The organism is Photobacterium lucens (genome assembly GCF_009873615.1).
Lineage (GTDB): Bacteria > Pseudomonadota > Gammaproteobacteria > Enterobacterales > Vibrionaceae > Photobacterium > Photobacterium lucens.
The window spans coordinates 1-17769 of record NZ_SSMG01000346.1 but is presented as its reverse complement, the minus strand read 5'-3'; the positions used below and the strand labels follow the sequence as shown (position 1 = coordinate 17769).

15 protein-coding genes and 2 tRNA genes are annotated in these 17769 nt (G+C 43.2%); 16 read left to right on the top strand and 1 reads right to left on the bottom strand.

Features of this window, described 5'->3' with window-relative positions; genetic code table 11:
• Nucleotides 1–386 precede the first annotated feature (386 nt).
• Nucleotides 387–860 (top strand): transcription elongation factor GreA, encoded by a 474-nt coding sequence (greA, locus tag E5A76_RS14750; protein ID WP_008988423.1) that lies wholly within the window; start codon nucleotides 387–389, stop codon nucleotides 858–860.
• A 129-nt stretch (nucleotides 861–989) separates the two neighbouring features.
• Here the strand turns inward: greA and yhbY are convergent, their stop codons facing one another.
• Nucleotides 990–1286, bottom strand: a complete 297-nt coding sequence (gene yhbY, locus E5A76_RS14745; RefSeq protein ID WP_008988422.1) for a ribosome assembly RNA-binding protein YhbY — start codon at nucleotides 1284–1286, stop codon at nucleotides 990–992.
• Between the two features lie 212 nt (nucleotides 1287–1498).
• Between yhbY and rlmE the strand changes: the two genes are divergently transcribed.
• The 15 genes from rlmE to nlpI all read left to right on the top strand — a co-directional run bounded on the left by rlmE (nucleotide 1499) and on the right by nlpI (nucleotide 17675).
• Nucleotides 1499–2128 carry a 23S rRNA (uridine(2552)-2'-O)-methyltransferase RlmE gene (rlmE, locus tag E5A76_RS14740; protein ID WP_053987911.1) on the top strand — a complete coding sequence of 210 codons (630 nt, stop codon included), beginning with the start codon at nucleotides 1499–1501 and terminating at the stop codon, nucleotides 2126–2128.
• A gap of 49 nt (nucleotides 2129–2177) precedes the next feature.
• Entirely contained in the window at nucleotides 2178–4133 is a 1956-nt protein-coding gene (gene ftsH, locus E5A76_RS14735; protein WP_053987910.1) for an ATP-dependent zinc metalloprotease FtsH, read from the top strand.
• A 67-nt stretch (nucleotides 4134–4200) separates the two neighbouring features.
• The gene (gene folP, locus E5A76_RS14730; RefSeq protein ID WP_161119374.1) at nucleotides 4201–5034 is read left to right on the top strand and encodes a dihydropteroate synthase; all 834 of its coding nucleotides are present in this window, start codon (nucleotides 4201–4203) and stop codon (nucleotides 5032–5034) included.
• 64 nt (nucleotides 5035–5098) lie between these two features.
• Nucleotides 5099–6436, top strand: a complete 1338-nt coding sequence (glmM, locus tag E5A76_RS14725; protein ID WP_161119373.1) for a phosphoglucosamine mutase — start codon at nucleotides 5099–5101, stop codon at nucleotides 6434–6436.
• A 275-nt stretch (nucleotides 6437–6711) separates the two neighbouring features.
• The gene (secG, locus tag E5A76_RS14720; protein ID WP_008988417.1) at nucleotides 6712–7053 is read left to right on the top strand and encodes a preprotein translocase subunit SecG; all 342 of its coding nucleotides are present in this window, start codon (nucleotides 6712–6714) and stop codon (nucleotides 7051–7053) included.
• A gap of 11 nt (nucleotides 7054–7064) precedes the next feature.
• Nucleotides 7065–7149 (top strand) — tRNA-Leu (locus tag E5A76_RS14715).
• A 57-nt stretch (nucleotides 7150–7206) separates the two neighbouring features.
• Nucleotides 7207–7283 (top strand) — tRNA-Met (locus E5A76_RS14710).
• A gap of 190 nt (nucleotides 7284–7473) precedes the next feature.
• Nucleotides 7474–7929, top strand: a complete 456-nt coding sequence (gene rimP / locus E5A76_RS14705; protein WP_161119372.1) for a ribosome maturation factor RimP — start codon at nucleotides 7474–7476, stop codon at nucleotides 7927–7929.
• A 22-nt stretch (nucleotides 7930–7951) separates the two neighbouring features.
• On the top strand, nucleotides 7952–9439 hold the full coding sequence (nusA, locus tag E5A76_RS14700) for a transcription termination factor NusA (RefSeq protein ID WP_008988415.1): 1488 nt from the start codon (nucleotides 7952–7954) through the stop codon (nucleotides 9437–9439).
• 26 nt (nucleotides 9440–9465) lie between these two features.
• Entirely contained in the window at nucleotides 9466–12192 is a 2727-nt protein-coding gene (gene infB / locus E5A76_RS14695; protein WP_107166817.1) for a translation initiation factor IF-2, read from the top strand.
• Between the two features lie 92 nt (nucleotides 12193–12284).
• A complete protein-coding gene (rbfA, locus tag E5A76_RS14690) occupies nucleotides 12285–12683 on the top strand; it encodes a 30S ribosome-binding factor RbfA (RefSeq protein ID WP_008988413.1) in 399 nt (132 codons plus the stop codon).
• Nucleotides 12684–12685: 2 nt separating this feature from the next.
• Nucleotides 12686–13636 carry a tRNA pseudouridine(55) synthase TruB gene (gene truB / locus E5A76_RS14685; RefSeq protein WP_161119371.1) on the top strand — a complete coding sequence of 317 codons (951 nt, stop codon included), beginning with the start codon at nucleotides 12686–12688 and terminating at the stop codon, nucleotides 13634–13636.
• A gap of 197 nt (nucleotides 13637–13833) precedes the next feature.
• A complete protein-coding gene (gene rpsO / locus E5A76_RS14680; protein ID WP_005301136.1) occupies nucleotides 13834–14103 on the top strand; it encodes a 30S ribosomal protein S15 in 270 nt (89 codons plus the stop codon).
• Between the two features lie 392 nt (nucleotides 14104–14495).
• Nucleotides 14496–16622, top strand: a complete 2127-nt coding sequence (gene pnp, locus E5A76_RS14675; RefSeq protein WP_008988411.1) for a polyribonucleotide nucleotidyltransferase — start codon at nucleotides 14496–14498, stop codon at nucleotides 16620–16622.
• A 138-nt stretch (nucleotides 16623–16760) separates the two neighbouring features.
• Nucleotides 16761–17675, top strand: coding sequence for a lipoprotein NlpI (nlpI, locus tag E5A76_RS14670; RefSeq protein WP_107166815.1), 915 nt, complete (start codon nucleotides 16761–16763; stop codon nucleotides 17673–17675).
• The last annotated feature ends 94 nt before the right edge of the window (nucleotides 17676–17769 follow it).

The following is a 17769-nucleotide window of genomic DNA, read 5'->3' as shown; positions in this document are numbered from 1 at the left end:
GTTTTAAGTTTTAGTTGTATTTAGATAATAGCGTCAAAAAGTGCGTGTGAATATTTGTATAAATGTTGTTGAATTGTGATGCTATAGCTTTTGTGAATAAGAAAATAATGCTAAGGCTATTACCTATATTTGTGGTGAATAATTTGGTGTTACTAACCTTTTTATTGCTTAACGGTATGAAACAAATAGTCTGTTATTTATGCTCTATTGCAAAATGCTAATATCAGATTCAGCTTGATAATGACGTAACAATGATGATCTCTGCGCCATCTTTGTTTAAAATGATCCTAATCGTTTATATATACCGTTAGTCCAACTTTTGTTGGGCTAACTTTTTTATTACCTGAAATTGGCGTTCGCTATCAGGTTATTGAGGTAATTTATTTATGGAAAAAGTGCCAATGACTGTACGTGGCGAGCAAAAGCTACGTAGTGAACTTGATGTGTTGTTAAAGCGTCGCCCTCTGATTTCACAGGCGATTGCTGAAGCTCGTGAGCTTGGTGACTTGAAAGAAAATGCGGAATACCATGCTGCGCGTGAAGAGCAAGGTATTTGTGAAGCGCAAATTCGTGATATTGAATACAAACTTTCTGTAGCTCAAATTATTGATGTAACAACAATGCCAAATACTGGCAAAGTGATTTTTGGTACTACAATTACATTATTGGACTTAGATACAGACAAAGAAGTGACGTATTGCATTGTGGGTGATGATGAAGCCGATATTAAGCAAAACTTAATTTCAGTTAACTCACCAATTGCACGTGGCTTGATTGGTAAAATGGAAGGTGATGAAGTTGCTATTTCAACGCCGGGTGGTCAGAAAGAATTTGAAATTTTAGAAGTGCAATACATCTAAGGCTTCAAACTTATTTTGATGTTGTGTTTATCAATGAAACCGATGATTAAAATAGGTATCACCGATTAGCTATGAGTCAAATGTTTTGTCTTAATAGCTAATACAAAAAAGGCCGCTAGGCGGCCTTTTTTATTTGCGAGGAAGCTCGATTTTGCGATCTTCGCTTTGGCGGTAAAGAACCAGTGTTTTACCGATAACCTGCACTTTTTCAGCTTTAGTTTCGCGAACAATAGCATCGACGATTAAAACTTTAGTTTCACGTTCTTCAGAAGCAACCTTAACTTTGATCAATTCATGATGGTTAAGTGCAATTTCAATTTCTGCTAAAACGGCTTCAGTTAGGCCGTTTGCACCCATAAGAACAACAGGTTTTAGGTTGTGAGCAAGACCTTTTAGGAATTGCTTTTGCTTGGTGCTTAGATTCATGATGACTCTATTTTTTTGGTTACTAGGGTTGAAAACATGACATTCTACCGCCATCTAGACTAGAAGACTAATTTGTTTGCGTTATGGCAGCATGAAAATTTGCGGTGTTTGAGTTGTACTGCACATTTTAATTGTAGATTTTAATGAATTAGATGCGATAAAGCCTTTGGCAGACGTATACTTAACAAGTATCTCAACTCATTAGGTTAGGCATGAGTAGAAAAAAACAATCCGGCAGTTCTGGCCGTTGGCTGAAAGAGCACTTTGACGATAAATACGTTTTAGAGGCCCAAAAACGTGGTTATCGTTCTCGCGCTTTCTTTAAAATTGAAGAAATTCAGAACAAAGATAAATTATTAAAACCGGGCATGACAGTGGTTGACCTTGGTGCTGCACCAGGTGGTTGGTCACAATATGCGGCAGAAGTTGTAGGTGATGAAGGACAGGTCATTGCTTGTGATATTTTGCCAATGGATTCACTTCCAGGTGTTAGTTTCCTGCAGGGTGATTTCCGTGAAGAGGCAGTATTAGAGGCACTATTAGCACGTATTCAACCTGATATGGTTGATGTTGTAATGTCTGATATGGCTCCTAATATGAGTGGTAATCTTGCATCCGACCAACCGAGAGCGATGTACCTTGTTGAGCTAGCACTTGATATGTGTCGACAAGTACTTGCACCGAACGGTAGCTTTGCGGTAAAAGTTTTCCAAGGCGAAGGCTTTGACCAATACTTAGCTGAAGTTCGTAGTATGTTCAAAGTGGTTAAAATTCGTAAACCAGATTCATCGCGAGATCGTTCGCGTGAAGTCTATATTGTGGCTACAGGTTACAAACTGTAGTAATCTACATTCATCTTTTAGTTATCGCGAGGTTAACACCTTGAGTGACATGGCAAAAAACTTGATTTTATGGTTAGTCATTGCCGTTGTTCTTATGTCTGTATTCCAAAGTTTTGGTACTAACAGTGGTAAGGCAAGTGGTCAAGTAGACTATACGACATTTGTCCGTCAAATCGGTCAGGATCAGATAAAGGAAGTGCGATTCAATGATCGTGAAATCACTGTAACCAAACGTGATAATGCGAGCTATGTAACATACTTACCTGTCGCAAATGATCCTAAACTGTTAGACGATTTAATTAACGCTAACGTAGCTGTTGAAGGTACACCACCTGAAGAGCCAAGCTTACTGGCTTCCATCTTCATTTCTTGGTTCCCAATGCTTCTACTTATTGGTGTTTGGATTTTCTTTATGCGCCAAATGCAGGGCGGTGGTGGCAAAGGTGCCATGTCGTTCGGCAAGTCTAAAGCGCGTATGATGAGCGAAGACCAAATCAAAACAACATTTGCAGACGTTGCAGGTTGTGATGAGGCGAAAGAAGACGTTAAAGAACTGGTTGATTACCTACGTGATCCAAGCCGTTTCCAAAAGCTAGGTGGTAAAATCCCAACTGGTGTATTAATGGTTGGTCCTCCTGGTACAGGTAAGACATTGCTAGCAAAAGCAATTGCTGGTGAAGCAAAAGTACCGTTCTTTACGATTTCAGGTTCTGACTTCGTTGAAATGTTCGTGGGTGTGGGTGCTTCTCGTGTCCGTGACATGTTCGAACAAGCGAAAAAAGCTGCGCCTTGTATCATCTTTATCGATGAAATCGATGCTGTTGGTCGTCAACGTGGTGCTGGTGTTGGTGGTGGTCACGATGAGCGTGAGCAAACACTTAACCAAATGCTAGTTGAAATGGATGGTTTTGAAGGTAACGAAGGTATCATCGTTATCGCTGCAACCAACCGTCCTGACGTATTAGACCCTGCATTACTTCGTCCAGGTCGTTTTGACCGTCAAGTAGTGGTTGGTTTACCTGATGTACGTGGTCGTGAGCAAATCCTTAAAGTTCACATGCGTAAAGTACCGCTTGATGGTGATGTGAATGCATCGTTAATCGCTCGTGGTACACCGGGCTTCTCTGGTGCTGATTTGGCAAACCTTGTAAACGAAGCGGCATTGTTTGCAGCTCGTGGTAACAAGCGCACAGTTTCAATGGTTGAATTTGAACTAGCAAAAGACAAAATCATGATGGGCGCAGAGCGTAAATCAATGGTTATGTCTGAAGATCAAAAAGAATCAACAGCATACCATGAAGCAGGTCACGCAATTATTGGTCGCTTAGTACCGGATCATGATCCAGTCTACAAAGTGTCAATCATTCCACGTGGTCGTGCGTTAGGTGTGACTATGTATCTACCAGAGCAAGATCGTGTAAGTCATTCACGTGAGTTCTTGGAGTCGATGATTTCTAGCCTTTACGGTGGTCGTCTAGCTGAAGAGCTAATTTACGGTCGCGATAAAGTATCGACAGGTGCATCGAACGATATCGAACGTGCAACAGATATCGCACGTAAGATGGTGACGCAATGGGGTTTCTCTGACAAGCTAGGTCCTTTGCTATACGCAGAAGATGAAGGTGAAGTGTTCCTTGGTCGCTCTGTGACACAAAGTAAACACATGTCAGATGACACTGCGAAGCTTATCGATAATGAAGTGCGTGAAATTATTGATCGTAACTATGCGCGAGCTCGTCAAATCCTTGAAGATAACATGGATATCATGCATGCAATGAAAGATGCATTGATGAAGTACGAGACAATCGATGCAGGTCAGATCGATGACTTGATGGAGCGTAAAGCTGAAATTCGCGCACCGAAAGGTTGGGCGGATGAAGACGATACAATTAAGTCATCAGCGAAAGAAGCGCCTGAAACTGAGATTGCGCCTGAAGAGCCGATTGGCGATGGTATCGATGCGTTAACGAAAGAAGACGATACTGATACTAAACCTCAGGCTTAATATCACGCTAAAGAAAAGCCCTGACTTCGGTCGGGGTTTTTTATTATCTGAATAAAATGGAACGAGAATGCAATTAACCAGTCGTAATAAAACGTTAGATTTATCGACACCGCAAGTGATGGGCATTTTAAATGTAACACCGGATTCTTTTTCAGATGGTGGCAAGTTTAATCGTGTTGATCACGCCTTATATCACGTCGAAAGCATGCTTGCTGCGGGTACTGCAATTATTGATATTGGTGGTGAGTCTACCCGTCCAGGTGCTAAAGATGTTGCACTACATGAAGAACTCGAGCGTGTAGTACCTGTGATTGAAGCCATACGTCAGCGGTTTGATTGCTGGATCTCAATTGATACCAGTAAAGCGGATGTGATGTATGAAGCGGTTAATGCCGGTGCCGATTTAATTAATGACGTTCGCGCATTACAAGAGCCTAATGCATTAATGGTAGCTGCGAATGCTAATGTGCCTATCTGCTTGATGCATATGCAGGGGCAACCGCGTACAATGCAGCATAAACCTAATTACAAAAATCTGCTTGAAGATGTTTCTGTTTTTCTTGATGAACGTATTAAGGCATGTCAAGCGGTTGGTATTGAGCGCCAACAGTTAATTCTCGACCCAGGTTTTGGCTTTGGTAAAACCTTAGAGCATAACTATGAAATGCTTGCTCATCTTGAGCATTTTCATCAGTTGGGCTTACCCGTTCTCGCTGGTATGTCTCGCAAATCAATGATATTTAATCTGTTAGGTAAGCAACCTTCAGAGTGTCTCGCGGGTAGTTTAGCTTGTGCTACTATTGCCGCAATGAAAGGCGCACAAATTATTAGAGTTCATGACGCCAAAGAAACAGTCGAAGTGATGAAAGTCTGTAATATGGTGTTGCAACAATCTAAGTAAAAGAATTGTGGCTATTAATTAACGAAAAAGTCGCAGTAGTATTCAAAATTGCTAGGAGCAAGATATGACTGAACGTAAGTTCTTTGGTACTGATGGTATCCGTGGTTTCGTTGGTGAATCACCAATTACACCTGACTTTGTAATGAAGCTAGGTTGGGCTGCTGGTCGAGTGTTATCGCAAACGGGTACTAAAAAAGTACTTATCGGCAAAGATACACGTATTTCAGGTTATATGTTGGAATCTGCGCTTGAAGCAGGTTTAGCAGCTGCAGGTTTAAAAGCTGCATTTACGGGGCCAATGCCAACACCAGCCGTTGCTTACCTTACTCGTACTTTCCGAGCTGAGGCTGGTATTGTTATTTCTGCTTCTCATAATCCTTATTACGACAATGGTATTAAATTCTTCTCAGCTCAAGGTACTAAATTACCTGATGACATTGAGCTTGCGATTGAAGCTGAAATGGAAAAGCCGTTAACATGTGTTGAGTCAGCATTATTAGGTAAAGCTTACCGTATTGATGACGCTGCAGGCCGTTACATTGAGTTTTGTAAAGGTACATTCCCAACACACTTAAGCCTAGAAGGTTTTAAAATTGTTGTTGATTGTGCTCACGGCGCAACTTACCACATTGCACCGAAAGTATTTGCAGAGCTTGGTGCTGAAGTGATTGCCATTGGTTGTGAACCGAATGGTGTGAATATCAATGATAAAGTAGGCGCAACAGATGTTGCAGCTCTTCAAGCTAAAGTACTAGAAGAGAAAGCTGACTTTGGTATTGCGCTAGATGGTGATGGCGACCGTGTGATCATGGTTGATGAGCTAGGAAACAAAGTTGATGGCGACCAAATTGCTTACATCATTGCCCGTGATGCTCTACGCCGTGGTGAATTGAAAGGGGGTGTAGTCGGTACCCTAATGACAAATATGGGTATGGAAGTTGCACTGAAAAACTTAGGTATTCCATTTGTGCGCGCTAAAGTTGGCGATCGCTATGTAATGGAAGAGCTTCAAAAGCACGATTGGTTAATTGGTGCAGAAAACTCAGGCCACGTTATTTTACTCGATAAAGTAACCACAGGTGACGGTATTGTTGCTGGTCTTCAAGTCATGGCATCAATCGTAGCGAGCAAGATGAGCCTAAAAGAGCTGTGTGATGGCATGATGATGTTCCCGCAGGTACTGGAGAATGTACGATTTAAAGGTGAGTCTGATCCACTTCAATCAGAAGCAGTGATTAATGCAACGAAATTAGTTGAAGAAAAATTAGGTGATAATGGTCGCGTATTATTGCGTAAATCAGGCACCGAGCCACTCATTCGTGTTATGGTAGAAGGTCAAGATGCGGCTGCTGTTCAGCAGTATGCGCTTGATATTGCAAAAGCAGTAAAAGAAAACTGTTAATTTGCAAAATGCGATAAAGATATCTTTGTCTATTTTGAAATATATTTATCGCTTCATGCAGAAGGCAGAGTAGTACGATACTCTGCCTATATTTTTGTGTTCAGTTTGTTTTGGCTAAATGTTGTGCAAGTGATGCTGGTGAAAGCTTTTTTCATTAAATATTGCTTGTCACTACGATAGGGTTTCGCTAGTATGCATTCGCTCCTTGGAATGTGGAGTGCGCTGGCCCTGCCTAGAGCAAAGCTGGCATAGCAATTTAACCATAGGTGGAAGCCATGTACGAAATTCTACTTGTGATTTATCTTGTCGCCGCGCTTGGTGTAATTGGCCTAGTTTTGGTACAGCAAGGTAAAGGCGCAGATATGGGAGCCTCTTTCGGGGCTGGAGCATCAGGCACACTGTTTGGCTCTAGCGGCTCTGGAAACTTTTTAACCCGTATGACAACACTTTTGGCTGCAATTTTCTTTGTGATCAGCCTTGTTCTTGGCAACATGAGTGCTAAGCAAGCAACAGAGGGCAGTGGTTGGGAAAACCTAACAGCACCTGCAACAACACAGCCAGTTGTTGAAAAAACAAATACTGAGAAAGCACCATCACACGATGAGATCCCTCAGTAATTAAAGATTTAGCCGAGATGGTGAAATTGGTAGACACGCTAGCATGAGGTGCTAGTGCCGCAAGGTGTAGGGGTTCAAGTCCCCTTCTCGGCACCATTATACTGGTTACTTGAAATAGTAACGCCCTAACGATATAATTCGTTTGAATTCGGACGCGGGGTGGAGCAGCTTGGTAGCTCGTCGGGCTCATAACCCGAAGGTCGTTGGTTCAAATCCGGCCCCCGCAACCACTTTCCCGAAAATAGACTACTCTTAAATGCGAATGTCTGTTTTCTTACTGAGACAGCAACTTATGCGTCACAGTAATCAGGGTCCAGTAATAAAAAAACCCGTAATTCGGGGTTTTTTATTATCTGAAACATGACCATTCAGGTATCTACTGGGCTTTAATGCCCTTTTTTTGTTTCCAGGGGGGTTGTTTTGACAGCTTTAGAGACACAATTAACCGAAATGCTTGAGTCATCGGTTCTTGCTTTAGGCTATGAACTCGTTGGTTTAGAGTTCATTCGTGCTGGTGAGCACTCCACACTTCGCGTATTTATTGACCATGAAAATGGCATCAATGTAGAAGATTGCGCTGAAGTTAGTCGCCAAATTAGTGCAGTAATGGACGTTGAAGATCCAATTACTGTTGCTTATAACTTGGAAGTATCTTCCCCTGGATTGGAAAGACCACTATTCAAAGCAGCACATTATGAGCAGTTTGTTGGCCATGAAGCTAGCATAGTGCTAAAAATGGCGATGGGTAACCGTCGTAAGTGGAAAGGTGACATTGTCGCTGTAGACGGCGAATTGATCACTCTTAACGTAGATGGCAATGAAGAGTCCTTTGCACTGAGCAATATCTCCAAGGCCAACCTGGTTCCAAAATTCTAACCGCTAAATTGGGGCATTAGAAATGAACAAAGAAATTTTGGCTGTCGTAGAAGCGGTATCCAACGAAAAAGCTGTTCCTCGTGAGCGTATTTTTGAAGCATTAGAAATTGCACTTGCAACAGCGACTAAGAAAAAGCATGAAGCAGAAATCGATGTACGTGTTACGATCGATCGTAAAACAGGTGAGTTCGAAACTTTCCGTCGTTGGAAAGCTGTAGAAGAAGTGACTCAACCTACGCTAGAAATCACGCTAGAAGCTGCGCAGTTTGAAAATCCTGAGCTTGTTGAAGGTGATTACGTAGAAGATGAAATCGAATCAGTAACATTCGATCGCATCACTACGCAAACAGCGAAGCAAGTGATCGTACAAAAAGTACGTGAAGCTGAACGTGCACAAATCGTTGAGCAATTTATCGATAACGAAGGTGAGCTGATCACTGGTATCGTTAAGAAAGTAAACCGTGATGCTGTGATCATCGATCTTGGTAACAATGCAGAAGCTGTTATCCAACGAGATGACCAGTTACCACGTGAAAACTTCCGTCCGGGTGACCGTGTACGTGGTCTACTATACAAAGTTGCGCCAGAAGCGCGTGGCTTCCAGTTATTCATGACACGTTCTAAGCCAGAAATGCTTTCTGAGCTATTCCGCATTGAAGTGCCAGAAATGGGCGAAGAGTTAATTGAGCTAATGGGCGCAGCACGCGATCCTGGTTCTCGTGCAAAAATCGCAGTAAAAACTAACGATAAGCGTATTGACCCTGTGGGTGCGTGTGTTGGTATGCGTGGCGCACGTGTTCAAGCGGTTTCTGGTGAGCTTGGTGGTGAGCGTATTGATATCGTGCTTTGGGATGAGAATCCTGCGCAATACGTTATCAATGCGATGGCACCAGCAGAAGTTGATTCAATCATCGTTGATGAAGATAACCACACGATGGATATCGCAGTGCAAAAAGATAACCTTGCACAAGCAATCGGTCGTAGCGGTCAAAACGTACGTCTAGCATCTCAGCTTACTGGTTGGGAACTAAATGTAATGACTGTTGAAGATCTTCAGAAGAAACACCAAGAAGAAGCGAAAGAGTCAATTGAAGTGTTTACTAAGCACCTTGATATTGATGAAGAGTTCGCAACGGTATTGGTTGAAGAAGGTTTCACTACATTAGAAGAAATTGCTTACGTTCCAGTAAGTGAGCTAATGGAAGTTGAAGGTCTTGATGAAGACCTAATTGAACAATTACGTAGTCGTGCAAAAGCTGCATTAACGACACTTGCGCTTGCTAAAGAAGAATCGCTTGACGGTGCTGAGCCAGCTGAAGACCTATTAGGTCTTGAAGGCCTTGAGCGCGAGTTAGCATTTAAACTAGCAGCAAAAGGTATTTGTACGCTTGAGGATCTTGCTGATCAGGGAACTGATGACTTGACCGATATCGAAGGCGTAGACGACGCAAAAGCGGGCGAGCTAATCATGGCTGCACGTAACATTTGCTGGTTCAGCGACGAAGCGTAATCAATATAAAGCAAGGGAGGAGCATTATGTCAGAGGTTACCGTTAAAACATTGGCGGAAGAAATTGGTACGCCAATTGACCGTTTACTTCAGCAATTTTCTGAAGCAGGTATTGCGAAGAAAGCTGATGAAAATGTAAGCCAAACCGAAAAGCAGGCGTTACTAAACCATCTCCAAAAGGAGCATGGAGGTAGCAGCAATACTGACGGAGCTCCAACTCGTCTTACTCTGCAACGCAAGACACGCAGTACGCTTAGCGTGTCTGGTAGCGGTGGCAAGAACAAAAATGTTCAAGTTGAAGTGCGAAAAAAACGCACTTACGTTAAGCGTTCAGCTTTAGAAGAAGAACAACGCGCAGCAGAAGAAGCTGTGAAGCGTGAAGCGGAAGAAGCAGCGAAACGCGAAGCAGATGCAATTGCCCAAAAAGCGGCTGAAGAAGCCGCTAAACGTGAAGCTGAAGAAGCAGCTAAGCGTGCCGCAGAAGAGCAAAGTAAAGCAGCTGAAACTGCAAAACGAGAAGCGGAAGAAAAAGCAAAGCGTGACGCTGAGGAAAAAGCGAAGCGTATCGAACAGGATAAGCGTAAGGCTGAAGAGAAAGCTTTGCGCGCCGTCGCTGACAAACAGGCTAAACTAGATGCTGAGGCACTACAGCGTCGTCTGGAAGAGGAAGCCAAGCGAAAAGCCGAAGAAGAAAGTCAGCGTCAGCTAGAAGAGGCTCGCAAGATGGCAGAAAAGAACCAAAATCAAGGGATTAGCCCTGATCAAAGTATGGAAAAATCTGATTACCATACGACGACATCAACTTACGCACGTGCTGCAGAAGATGAACAAGACCGTAAAGAAGAATCTTCTCGCCGTCGTAAGAAGAAAAAGCCTGCTGCGAAGCAAGATGAACGCGGTGCTCGCGGTGGTCGTAACCAACGTGGTCGCGGTAAGCAACAAGTTAACAAGCCAAGCTCAATGCAGCATGGTTTCGATAAAACAGCGCAAGTTGCTAAGCAAGACGTTGTTATCGGCGAAACAATTGTTGTTTCTGAACTTGCTAACAAGATGTCTGTAAAAGGCGTTGAAGTTATCAAGGTGATGATGAAGATGGGCGCAATGGCGACTATCAACCAAGTTATCGACCAAGAAACAGCTGCACTTGTTGCTGAAGAAATGGGTCACAAAGTTATTCTACGTAAAGAAAACGAGCTTGAAGAAGCGGTACTTTCTGATCGTAACTCAGATGACCTTGCTAAAGTTTCTCGTGCTCCAGTTGTTACAATCATGGGTCACGTTGACCACGGTAAAACGTCAACACTTGACTACATCCGTAAAGCGCACGTTGCTTCAGGTGAAGCGGGTGGTATTACACAGCATATCGGTGCTTACCACGTTGAAACTGAAAACGGCATGATCACTTTCCTTGATACTCCTGGACACGCAGCGTTTACTGCAATGCGTGCTCGTGGTGCTCAAGCGACAGATATCGTTGTTCTTGTTGTTGCTGCAGACGATGGCGTAATGCCTCAAACAATCGAAGCAATCCAGCACGCGAAAGCGGCAGGTGTTCCTCTGATTGTTGCTGTGAACAAGATCGATAAAGAAGACGCAAACCCAGACAACGTTAAGAATGAGCTAGCTCAATACGACGTAATCCCTGAAGAGTGGGGCGGTGAGAACATGTTCGTTCACATCTCTGCAAAACAGGGTACAAACATCGATGGTCTTCTAGAAGCAATCCTACTTCAATCAGAAGTGCTTGAGCTAACTGCTGCTGCAGAAGGCATGGCGAAAGGTGTGGTAGTTGAATCTCGTCTTGATAAAGGTCGTGGTCCGGTTGCAACTGTACTAGTTCAAGAAGGTACGCTACGTAAGGGCGACATCGTTCTTTGTGGTCTAGAGTACGGTCGTGTTCGTGCGATGCGTAACGAAATTGGTCAAGAGATCGAAGAAGCAGGTCCATCTATTCCTGTAGAGATCTTAGGTCTTTCAGGCGTACCAGCATCTGGTGACGAAGCGACTGTTGTACGTGATGAGCGTAAAGCACGTGAAGTTGCACTTTACCGTCAAGGTAAATTCCGTGATGTTAAACTTGCTCGCCAGCAGAAAGCGAAACTTGAGAACATGTTCTCTAACATGACTGCAGGTGAAGTTGCAGAACTAAACGTTGTACTTAAGGCTGACGTTCAAGGTTCTGTAGAAGCGATTGCAGATTCTCTACGTAAACTTTCAACTGATGAAGTTAAAGTGAACATTGTAGGTTCTGGTGTTGGTGGTATTACTGAAACTGATGCAGTACTTGCAGCAGCGTCTAACGCTATCATTCTTGGTTTCAACGTTCGTGCTGATGCTTCTGCGCGTCGTACTATTGAAACTGAAAACCTAGACTTACGTTACTACTCAATCATCTACCAGCTAATTGATGAAGTTAAAGCTGCGATGGGCGGTATGCTTGCTCCTGAGTTTAAGCAAGAGATCAGCGGTCTTGCAGAAGTTCGTGACGTGTTTAAGTCACCGAAACTTGGTGCAATTGCAGGCTGTTTAGTAACTGAAGGTACTATCAAGCGTAATAACCCTATCCGTGTTCTACGTGATAACGTAGTAATCTACGAAGGTGAGCTTGAGTCACTACGTCGCTTTAAAGATGACGTAAACGAAGTGAAGAACGGCTACGAATGTGGTATCGGCGTTAAGAACTACAACGATGTTCGCGTTGGTGACCAAATCGAAGTTTACGAAATTGTTGAAGTTAAGCGTACTCTTGATTAATCATCAAAGTCGCTAACTATTAAGCAAAATGATTATGGGGAGCTTCGGCTCCCCATTCTTTCAAGAGCCTAATTCTTAGAGAGAGCAAAAAAATGGCAAAAGAATTTAGCCGTACACAGCGTGTAGCTCAGCAGCTACAAAAAGAATTAGCGTTGATCCTACAACGCGAATTAAAAGAGCCTCGTCTAGCAATGACGACTATCTCTAGCGTAGACGTATCTCGTGATATGGGTTACGCAAAGGTATACATCACGTTCCTAACGATTGGTGATCAAACGGAAGAAGAAAGCCTAGCTATTCTTCGTGAAAAAGCACCATACATTCGCTCACTATTGGGTAAGCAAATTCGTCTACGTGTAACACCAGAGCTGAACTTTATTTTCGATCAGTCTCTAACTGAAGGTATGCGTATTTCAAACCTTGTGACCAATGCAGTACGTTCTGACGAAGAGCGTCGTGGTGACGAAGACGAAGCGAAAGACGAGGAATAAGCATGGCACGTCGTCGTAAAGGTCGTCCGATTAACGGTGTGATTTTAGTCGATAAACCGACAGGCATTAGCTCAAACGATACGCTGCAAAAAGTAAAGCGTATCTTCTTTGCACAAAAGGCGGGCCATACCGGTGCGCTCGATCCTTTGGCGACGGGTATGCTGCCGATTTGTTTTGGTGAAGCGACTAAGTTCTCACAGTTCTTATTGGATTCAGATAAACGCTACCGTGTGATCGCAAAACTCGGTGAGCGTACTGATACCTCTGACTCTGATGGTGAAGTGGTTGAAACTCGCGAAGTGAAAGTGGAACGAGGCCAACTTGAGCGTTGTATTGCGAAATTCCGTGGTACTACAGATCAAATCCCCTCGATGTACTCTGCACTGAAGTACAAAGGCCGCAAGCTTTACGAATATGCTCGTGAAGGCGTTGAAGTACCTCGTGAGTCTCGTAAAATCACAGTTTACTCTGTTGATTTACTGCGTTTTGAAAATAATGAAGTGGAAATGGAGCTTCACGTTTCAAAAGGTACTTACATTCGCACCATCGTTGATGATCTTGGCGAAATGCTGGGCTGTGGCGCTCACGTGATCATGCTACGTCGTACAGGAGTCTCGAATTTCCCTTACGAACGTATGGTGACAATTGAGCAACTTCAAGCAATGCTTGATGACGCTAAAGCCAATGATGTTGAGCCGGGAACGGTATTAGATCCATTATTGCTGCCAACAGATACTGCGGTACAAGACTTACCAGAAGTGAATATCCTGCCAGCTATTGCTGTGCATGTGCTTAATGGTAATCCTGTTCAAGCGGGCCGAGTGCCTGCCGAAGGTACGCTAGTGCGTATTACTGTGGGTCAAGAGCGTGAGTTCATCGGTGTTGGTGTGATTGATGCAAAAGGCATGTTGGCACCAAAACGTGTGATGGCGAACGAGCATCAACAAGATTAAGCGCAATTTGAAGTGATAAATCATCGATGGTGACATCAATATGATTTATCGCTTGGTTAATCGCTTAATTATCGCCGTGGTTATTAATTATTCGCTTGTAGTTATCCATATCGACCAGTATAATCCGCGGCTCGGGTGTCGGCTGAATCAGAGATTGGCTGACACAAATTAAAACATCTTTGTATTAGGAATGAGTTATGTCTCTGAATGCAGAAACTAAAGCAGCAATCGTTGCAGAATACGCACAAGGTCAAAACGACACTGGTTCTCCTGAAGTTCAGGTTGCGCTACTAACAGCACAAATCAACCACCTTCAAGGTCACTTTGCTAACCACAAGCACGACCACCACAGCCGTCGCGGTCTTCTACGTATGGTTTCTCGTCGTCGTAAGCTTCTAGACTACCTAAAAGGTAAGAACCTAGATCGTTACCAAGACCTAATCAAGCGTCTAGGCCTACGTCGCTAAGATTGCTTTTTAGAAAGGAGCCTTATGGCTCCTTTCTTTTTGTTTTAAAAAGATAAGACGCCCCGCAGTTTATATTTTTTCCCCTGTTCTTTTCCTCAATTTCGGCTACTATTTGTACCGAAATTAATCTGATGTTTGTTATATGCAGGCTAAAGCTGGAATATAATAGATAAAGATACAAACTGTTTGTTAGTTATCTCATTTTTGTACATCACGAGTCGTTTTCGTCGACCTTTAGGTCGCGGCTAATGAAATGCTTCATTGTTATGAATTATTTCCTTAGTCGCGATACGTGAAATGTCATGAAAGTGGGTATCATCACATGACGCTGTTGTTTGTCTCCGTTATAATTAGCGAGCAAATAGAAAGCGGAATAAATTAAGGAAATTCACGTGAATCCTATCGTAAAGACTTTCCAGTACGGTAACCACACGGTTACTCTTGAGACTGGTGTTATGGCACGTCAAGCGACTGCTGCAGTTATGGTTAGCATGGACGACACATCAGTGTTCGTTTCTGTTGTTGGTAAAAAAACAGCAGTAGAAGGCCAAGACTTCTTCCCACTAACAGTAAACTACCAAGAGCGTACTTACGCTGCTGGTAAAATCCCTGGTGGTTTCTTCAAGCGTGAAGGTCGTCCTTCTGAAGGTGAGACACTGACTGCACGTCTAATTGACCGTCCAATCCGTCCGCTATTCCCTGACGATTTCAAAAACGAAGTTCAAGTTATTGCAACTGTTGTTTCTGTAAACCCAGCAGTAAGCCCTGACATCGTAACTATGATCGGTACGTCTGCGGCACTTGCAATCTCTGGTATCCCATTCAATGGTCCTATCGGTGCTGCACGTGTTGGTTACATCAACGATCAATTCGTACTAAACCCAAGCAATGTTGAGCTAGAAGAAAGCCGTCTAGATCTTGTTGTTGCTGGTACTGAAGCTGCTGTTCTTATGGTTGAGTCAGAAGCTGACCGTCTAACAGAAGAGCAAATGCTACAAGCTGTTGTATTTGGCCACGACCAACAACAAACTGTGATCAAAGCAATTAACGAGTTTGCAGCTGAAGTTGCTACTCCTGCTTGGGATTGGGTTGCACCAGCTGAGAACACTGCACTTAAGAACAAGATCGCAGAACTTGCTGAAGCTAAGCTTGTTGAAGCATACCAAATCACAGAAAAGATGGCGCGTTACGATCGCATCCACGAGATCGCTGATGAAGTTAACGAAGTGCTACTTGCTGAAGATGTTGAAGCAAACACGAAAGAAATTCACACTATCTTCCACGATCTAGAGAAGACAGTAGTACGTCGCAGCATCATCGCTGGTAACCCACGTATCGATGGTCGTGAAAAAGACATGGTTCGTGCGCTAGACGTACGTACTGGTGTACTTCCACGTACTCACGGTTCATCTCTGTTTACTCGTGGTGAGACTCAGGCACTTGTTACTGCAACGCTTGGTACTCAACGTGACGCACAAATCATTGATGAGCTAACTGGTGAGAAGAAAGATTACTTCCTACTACACTACAACTTCCCTCCATACTGTGTAGGTGAGACTGGTTTTGTAGGTTCACCTAAGCGTCGTGAAATTGGTCACGGTAAGCTTGCTAAGCGTGGTATTGCTGCGGTAATGCCATCAATTGATGAATTCCCATACACAGTACGTGTAGTATCTGAAATCACTGAATCTAACGGTTCATCTTCAATGGCTTCTGTATGTGGTACGTCTCTAGCGCTTATGGACGCTGGTGTGCCAATCAAAGCATCTGTTGCGGGTATCGCAATGGGTCTTGTTAAAGAAGGCGATGATTTCGTTGTTCTTTCTGACATCCTTGGTGACGAAGACCACCTAGGTGATATGGACTTTAAAGTAGCGGGTACTGAAGACGGTATCACAGCACTTCAAATGGACATCAAGATCGAAGGTATCACTAAAGAAATCATGCAGATTGCACTTAACCAAGCAAAAGGTGCGCGTAAGCACATCCTTAGCGTAATGGATAACGCAATCAACACACCTCGTGAAGATATTTCTGAGTTTGCTCCTCGTATTCATACTATGAAGATCAACCCAGAGAAGATCAAAGATGTAATCGGTAAAGGTGGTGCTGTGATCCGTGCACTTACTGAAGAAACTGGTACTACAATTGAGATCGAAGATGATGGTACAGTGAAGATCGCTGCGACTGAAGGTACAGCTGCGAAAGAAGCTATCCGTCGTATCGAAGAAATCACTGCGGACGTTGAAGTAGGTCGTATCTATACTGGTAAAGTAATGCGTATCGTAGATTTCGGTGCATTCGTATCAGTAATTGGCACGAAAGAAGGTCTAGTACACATTTCTCAAATCTCACAAGATCGTGTAGAGAAAGTGTCTGATTACCTACAAATGGGTCAAGAAGTTAAAGTTAAAGTGCTTGAAATCGACCGTCAAGGCCGTATCCGTCTAAGCATGAAAGAAGCTGTAGAAACTCCTGCAGCGGAAGCGCCAGCACAAAACGAACAACCTCAAGGTTAAGTTTTTTGCTAAAAGCATGATATAAAGGGGCTTCTTAGCCCCTTTTTTGTTATCTGTAAGATATCATGTGTGGGTTCTATGAAATTGAATGATGAAAATAGGACTGAGTCATTTTATTAAGCCTTAGGGAGAAGTGCCTTGATAGCAACTCGCTTAAAATTTGCCGTAATCACTGTAGTCATGTTGCTATCAGGTTGTGCGACGGCACCAACTAAGTGGACCCATCCTCCGATGGCGATCCCATTTCAACCGACACTGCAACAGCAGATCCAATTAGCGCGTATTGAACAAATTTTACAGCGGGATGATCTTTCCCAAGCAACATTAGCGCAAGTGTTCTATGAACGTGGCTTAGTTTATGACAGTTTAGGTTTACGTGATTTGGCTCGTTTAGATTTTAATAAATCACTGACGTTAGAGCCAAACCAACCAGATTTATATAATGTGCTAGGGGTGTATTTTACTCAGATGGCACATTTTGATGCTGCTTATGAAGCGTTTGATTCCACCTTAGAGCTTGCTCCTAACCATATGTACGCAGAGCGTAACCGTGGTATTGCGCTGTATTATGGTGAGCGTTATGAGTTAGCTAACAAAGATTTATTGCCACACTATAAACAAGATCTGAATGATCCTTATCGTGTAATTTGGCTATACCTCAATGACGTGGAATTACAGCCAGAGCAAGCCTTAGCATTATTGAAGCAGCGTTATGATGCCAGTAATAAAAAAGCCTGGGGTTGGCAGTTAGTTCGCCTATTTTTGGGGCAAATGACTGAGCGTCAATTGTTGAGTGATATTGCAGAGCAAAGTGAAAATAATGATGAGCTAGCTGAGCACTTAACAGAGGCGTATTTCTATTTAGGCAAGCTGCACCAGAATAAAGAAGATTACTCCACCGCAGTGATGCTCTATAAATTGGCGTTAGCGGGTAATGTATATGAGTTTATTGAACATCGCTTATCGTTACTTGAATTGAGTCGACTCTATTCAGCTTACCAAGAGCAAGATGCTCCGAATAGCGAAACCGTTCCGGTCGTACCGGGGGGATAAAAAGAAAGCCGCAGATGAATGATGTGACCCCATAAAGTTGGACATTTCGGTTAAGCGGCTTGTAAGGCCTGATTTCGATATTCAATCGGAGTCA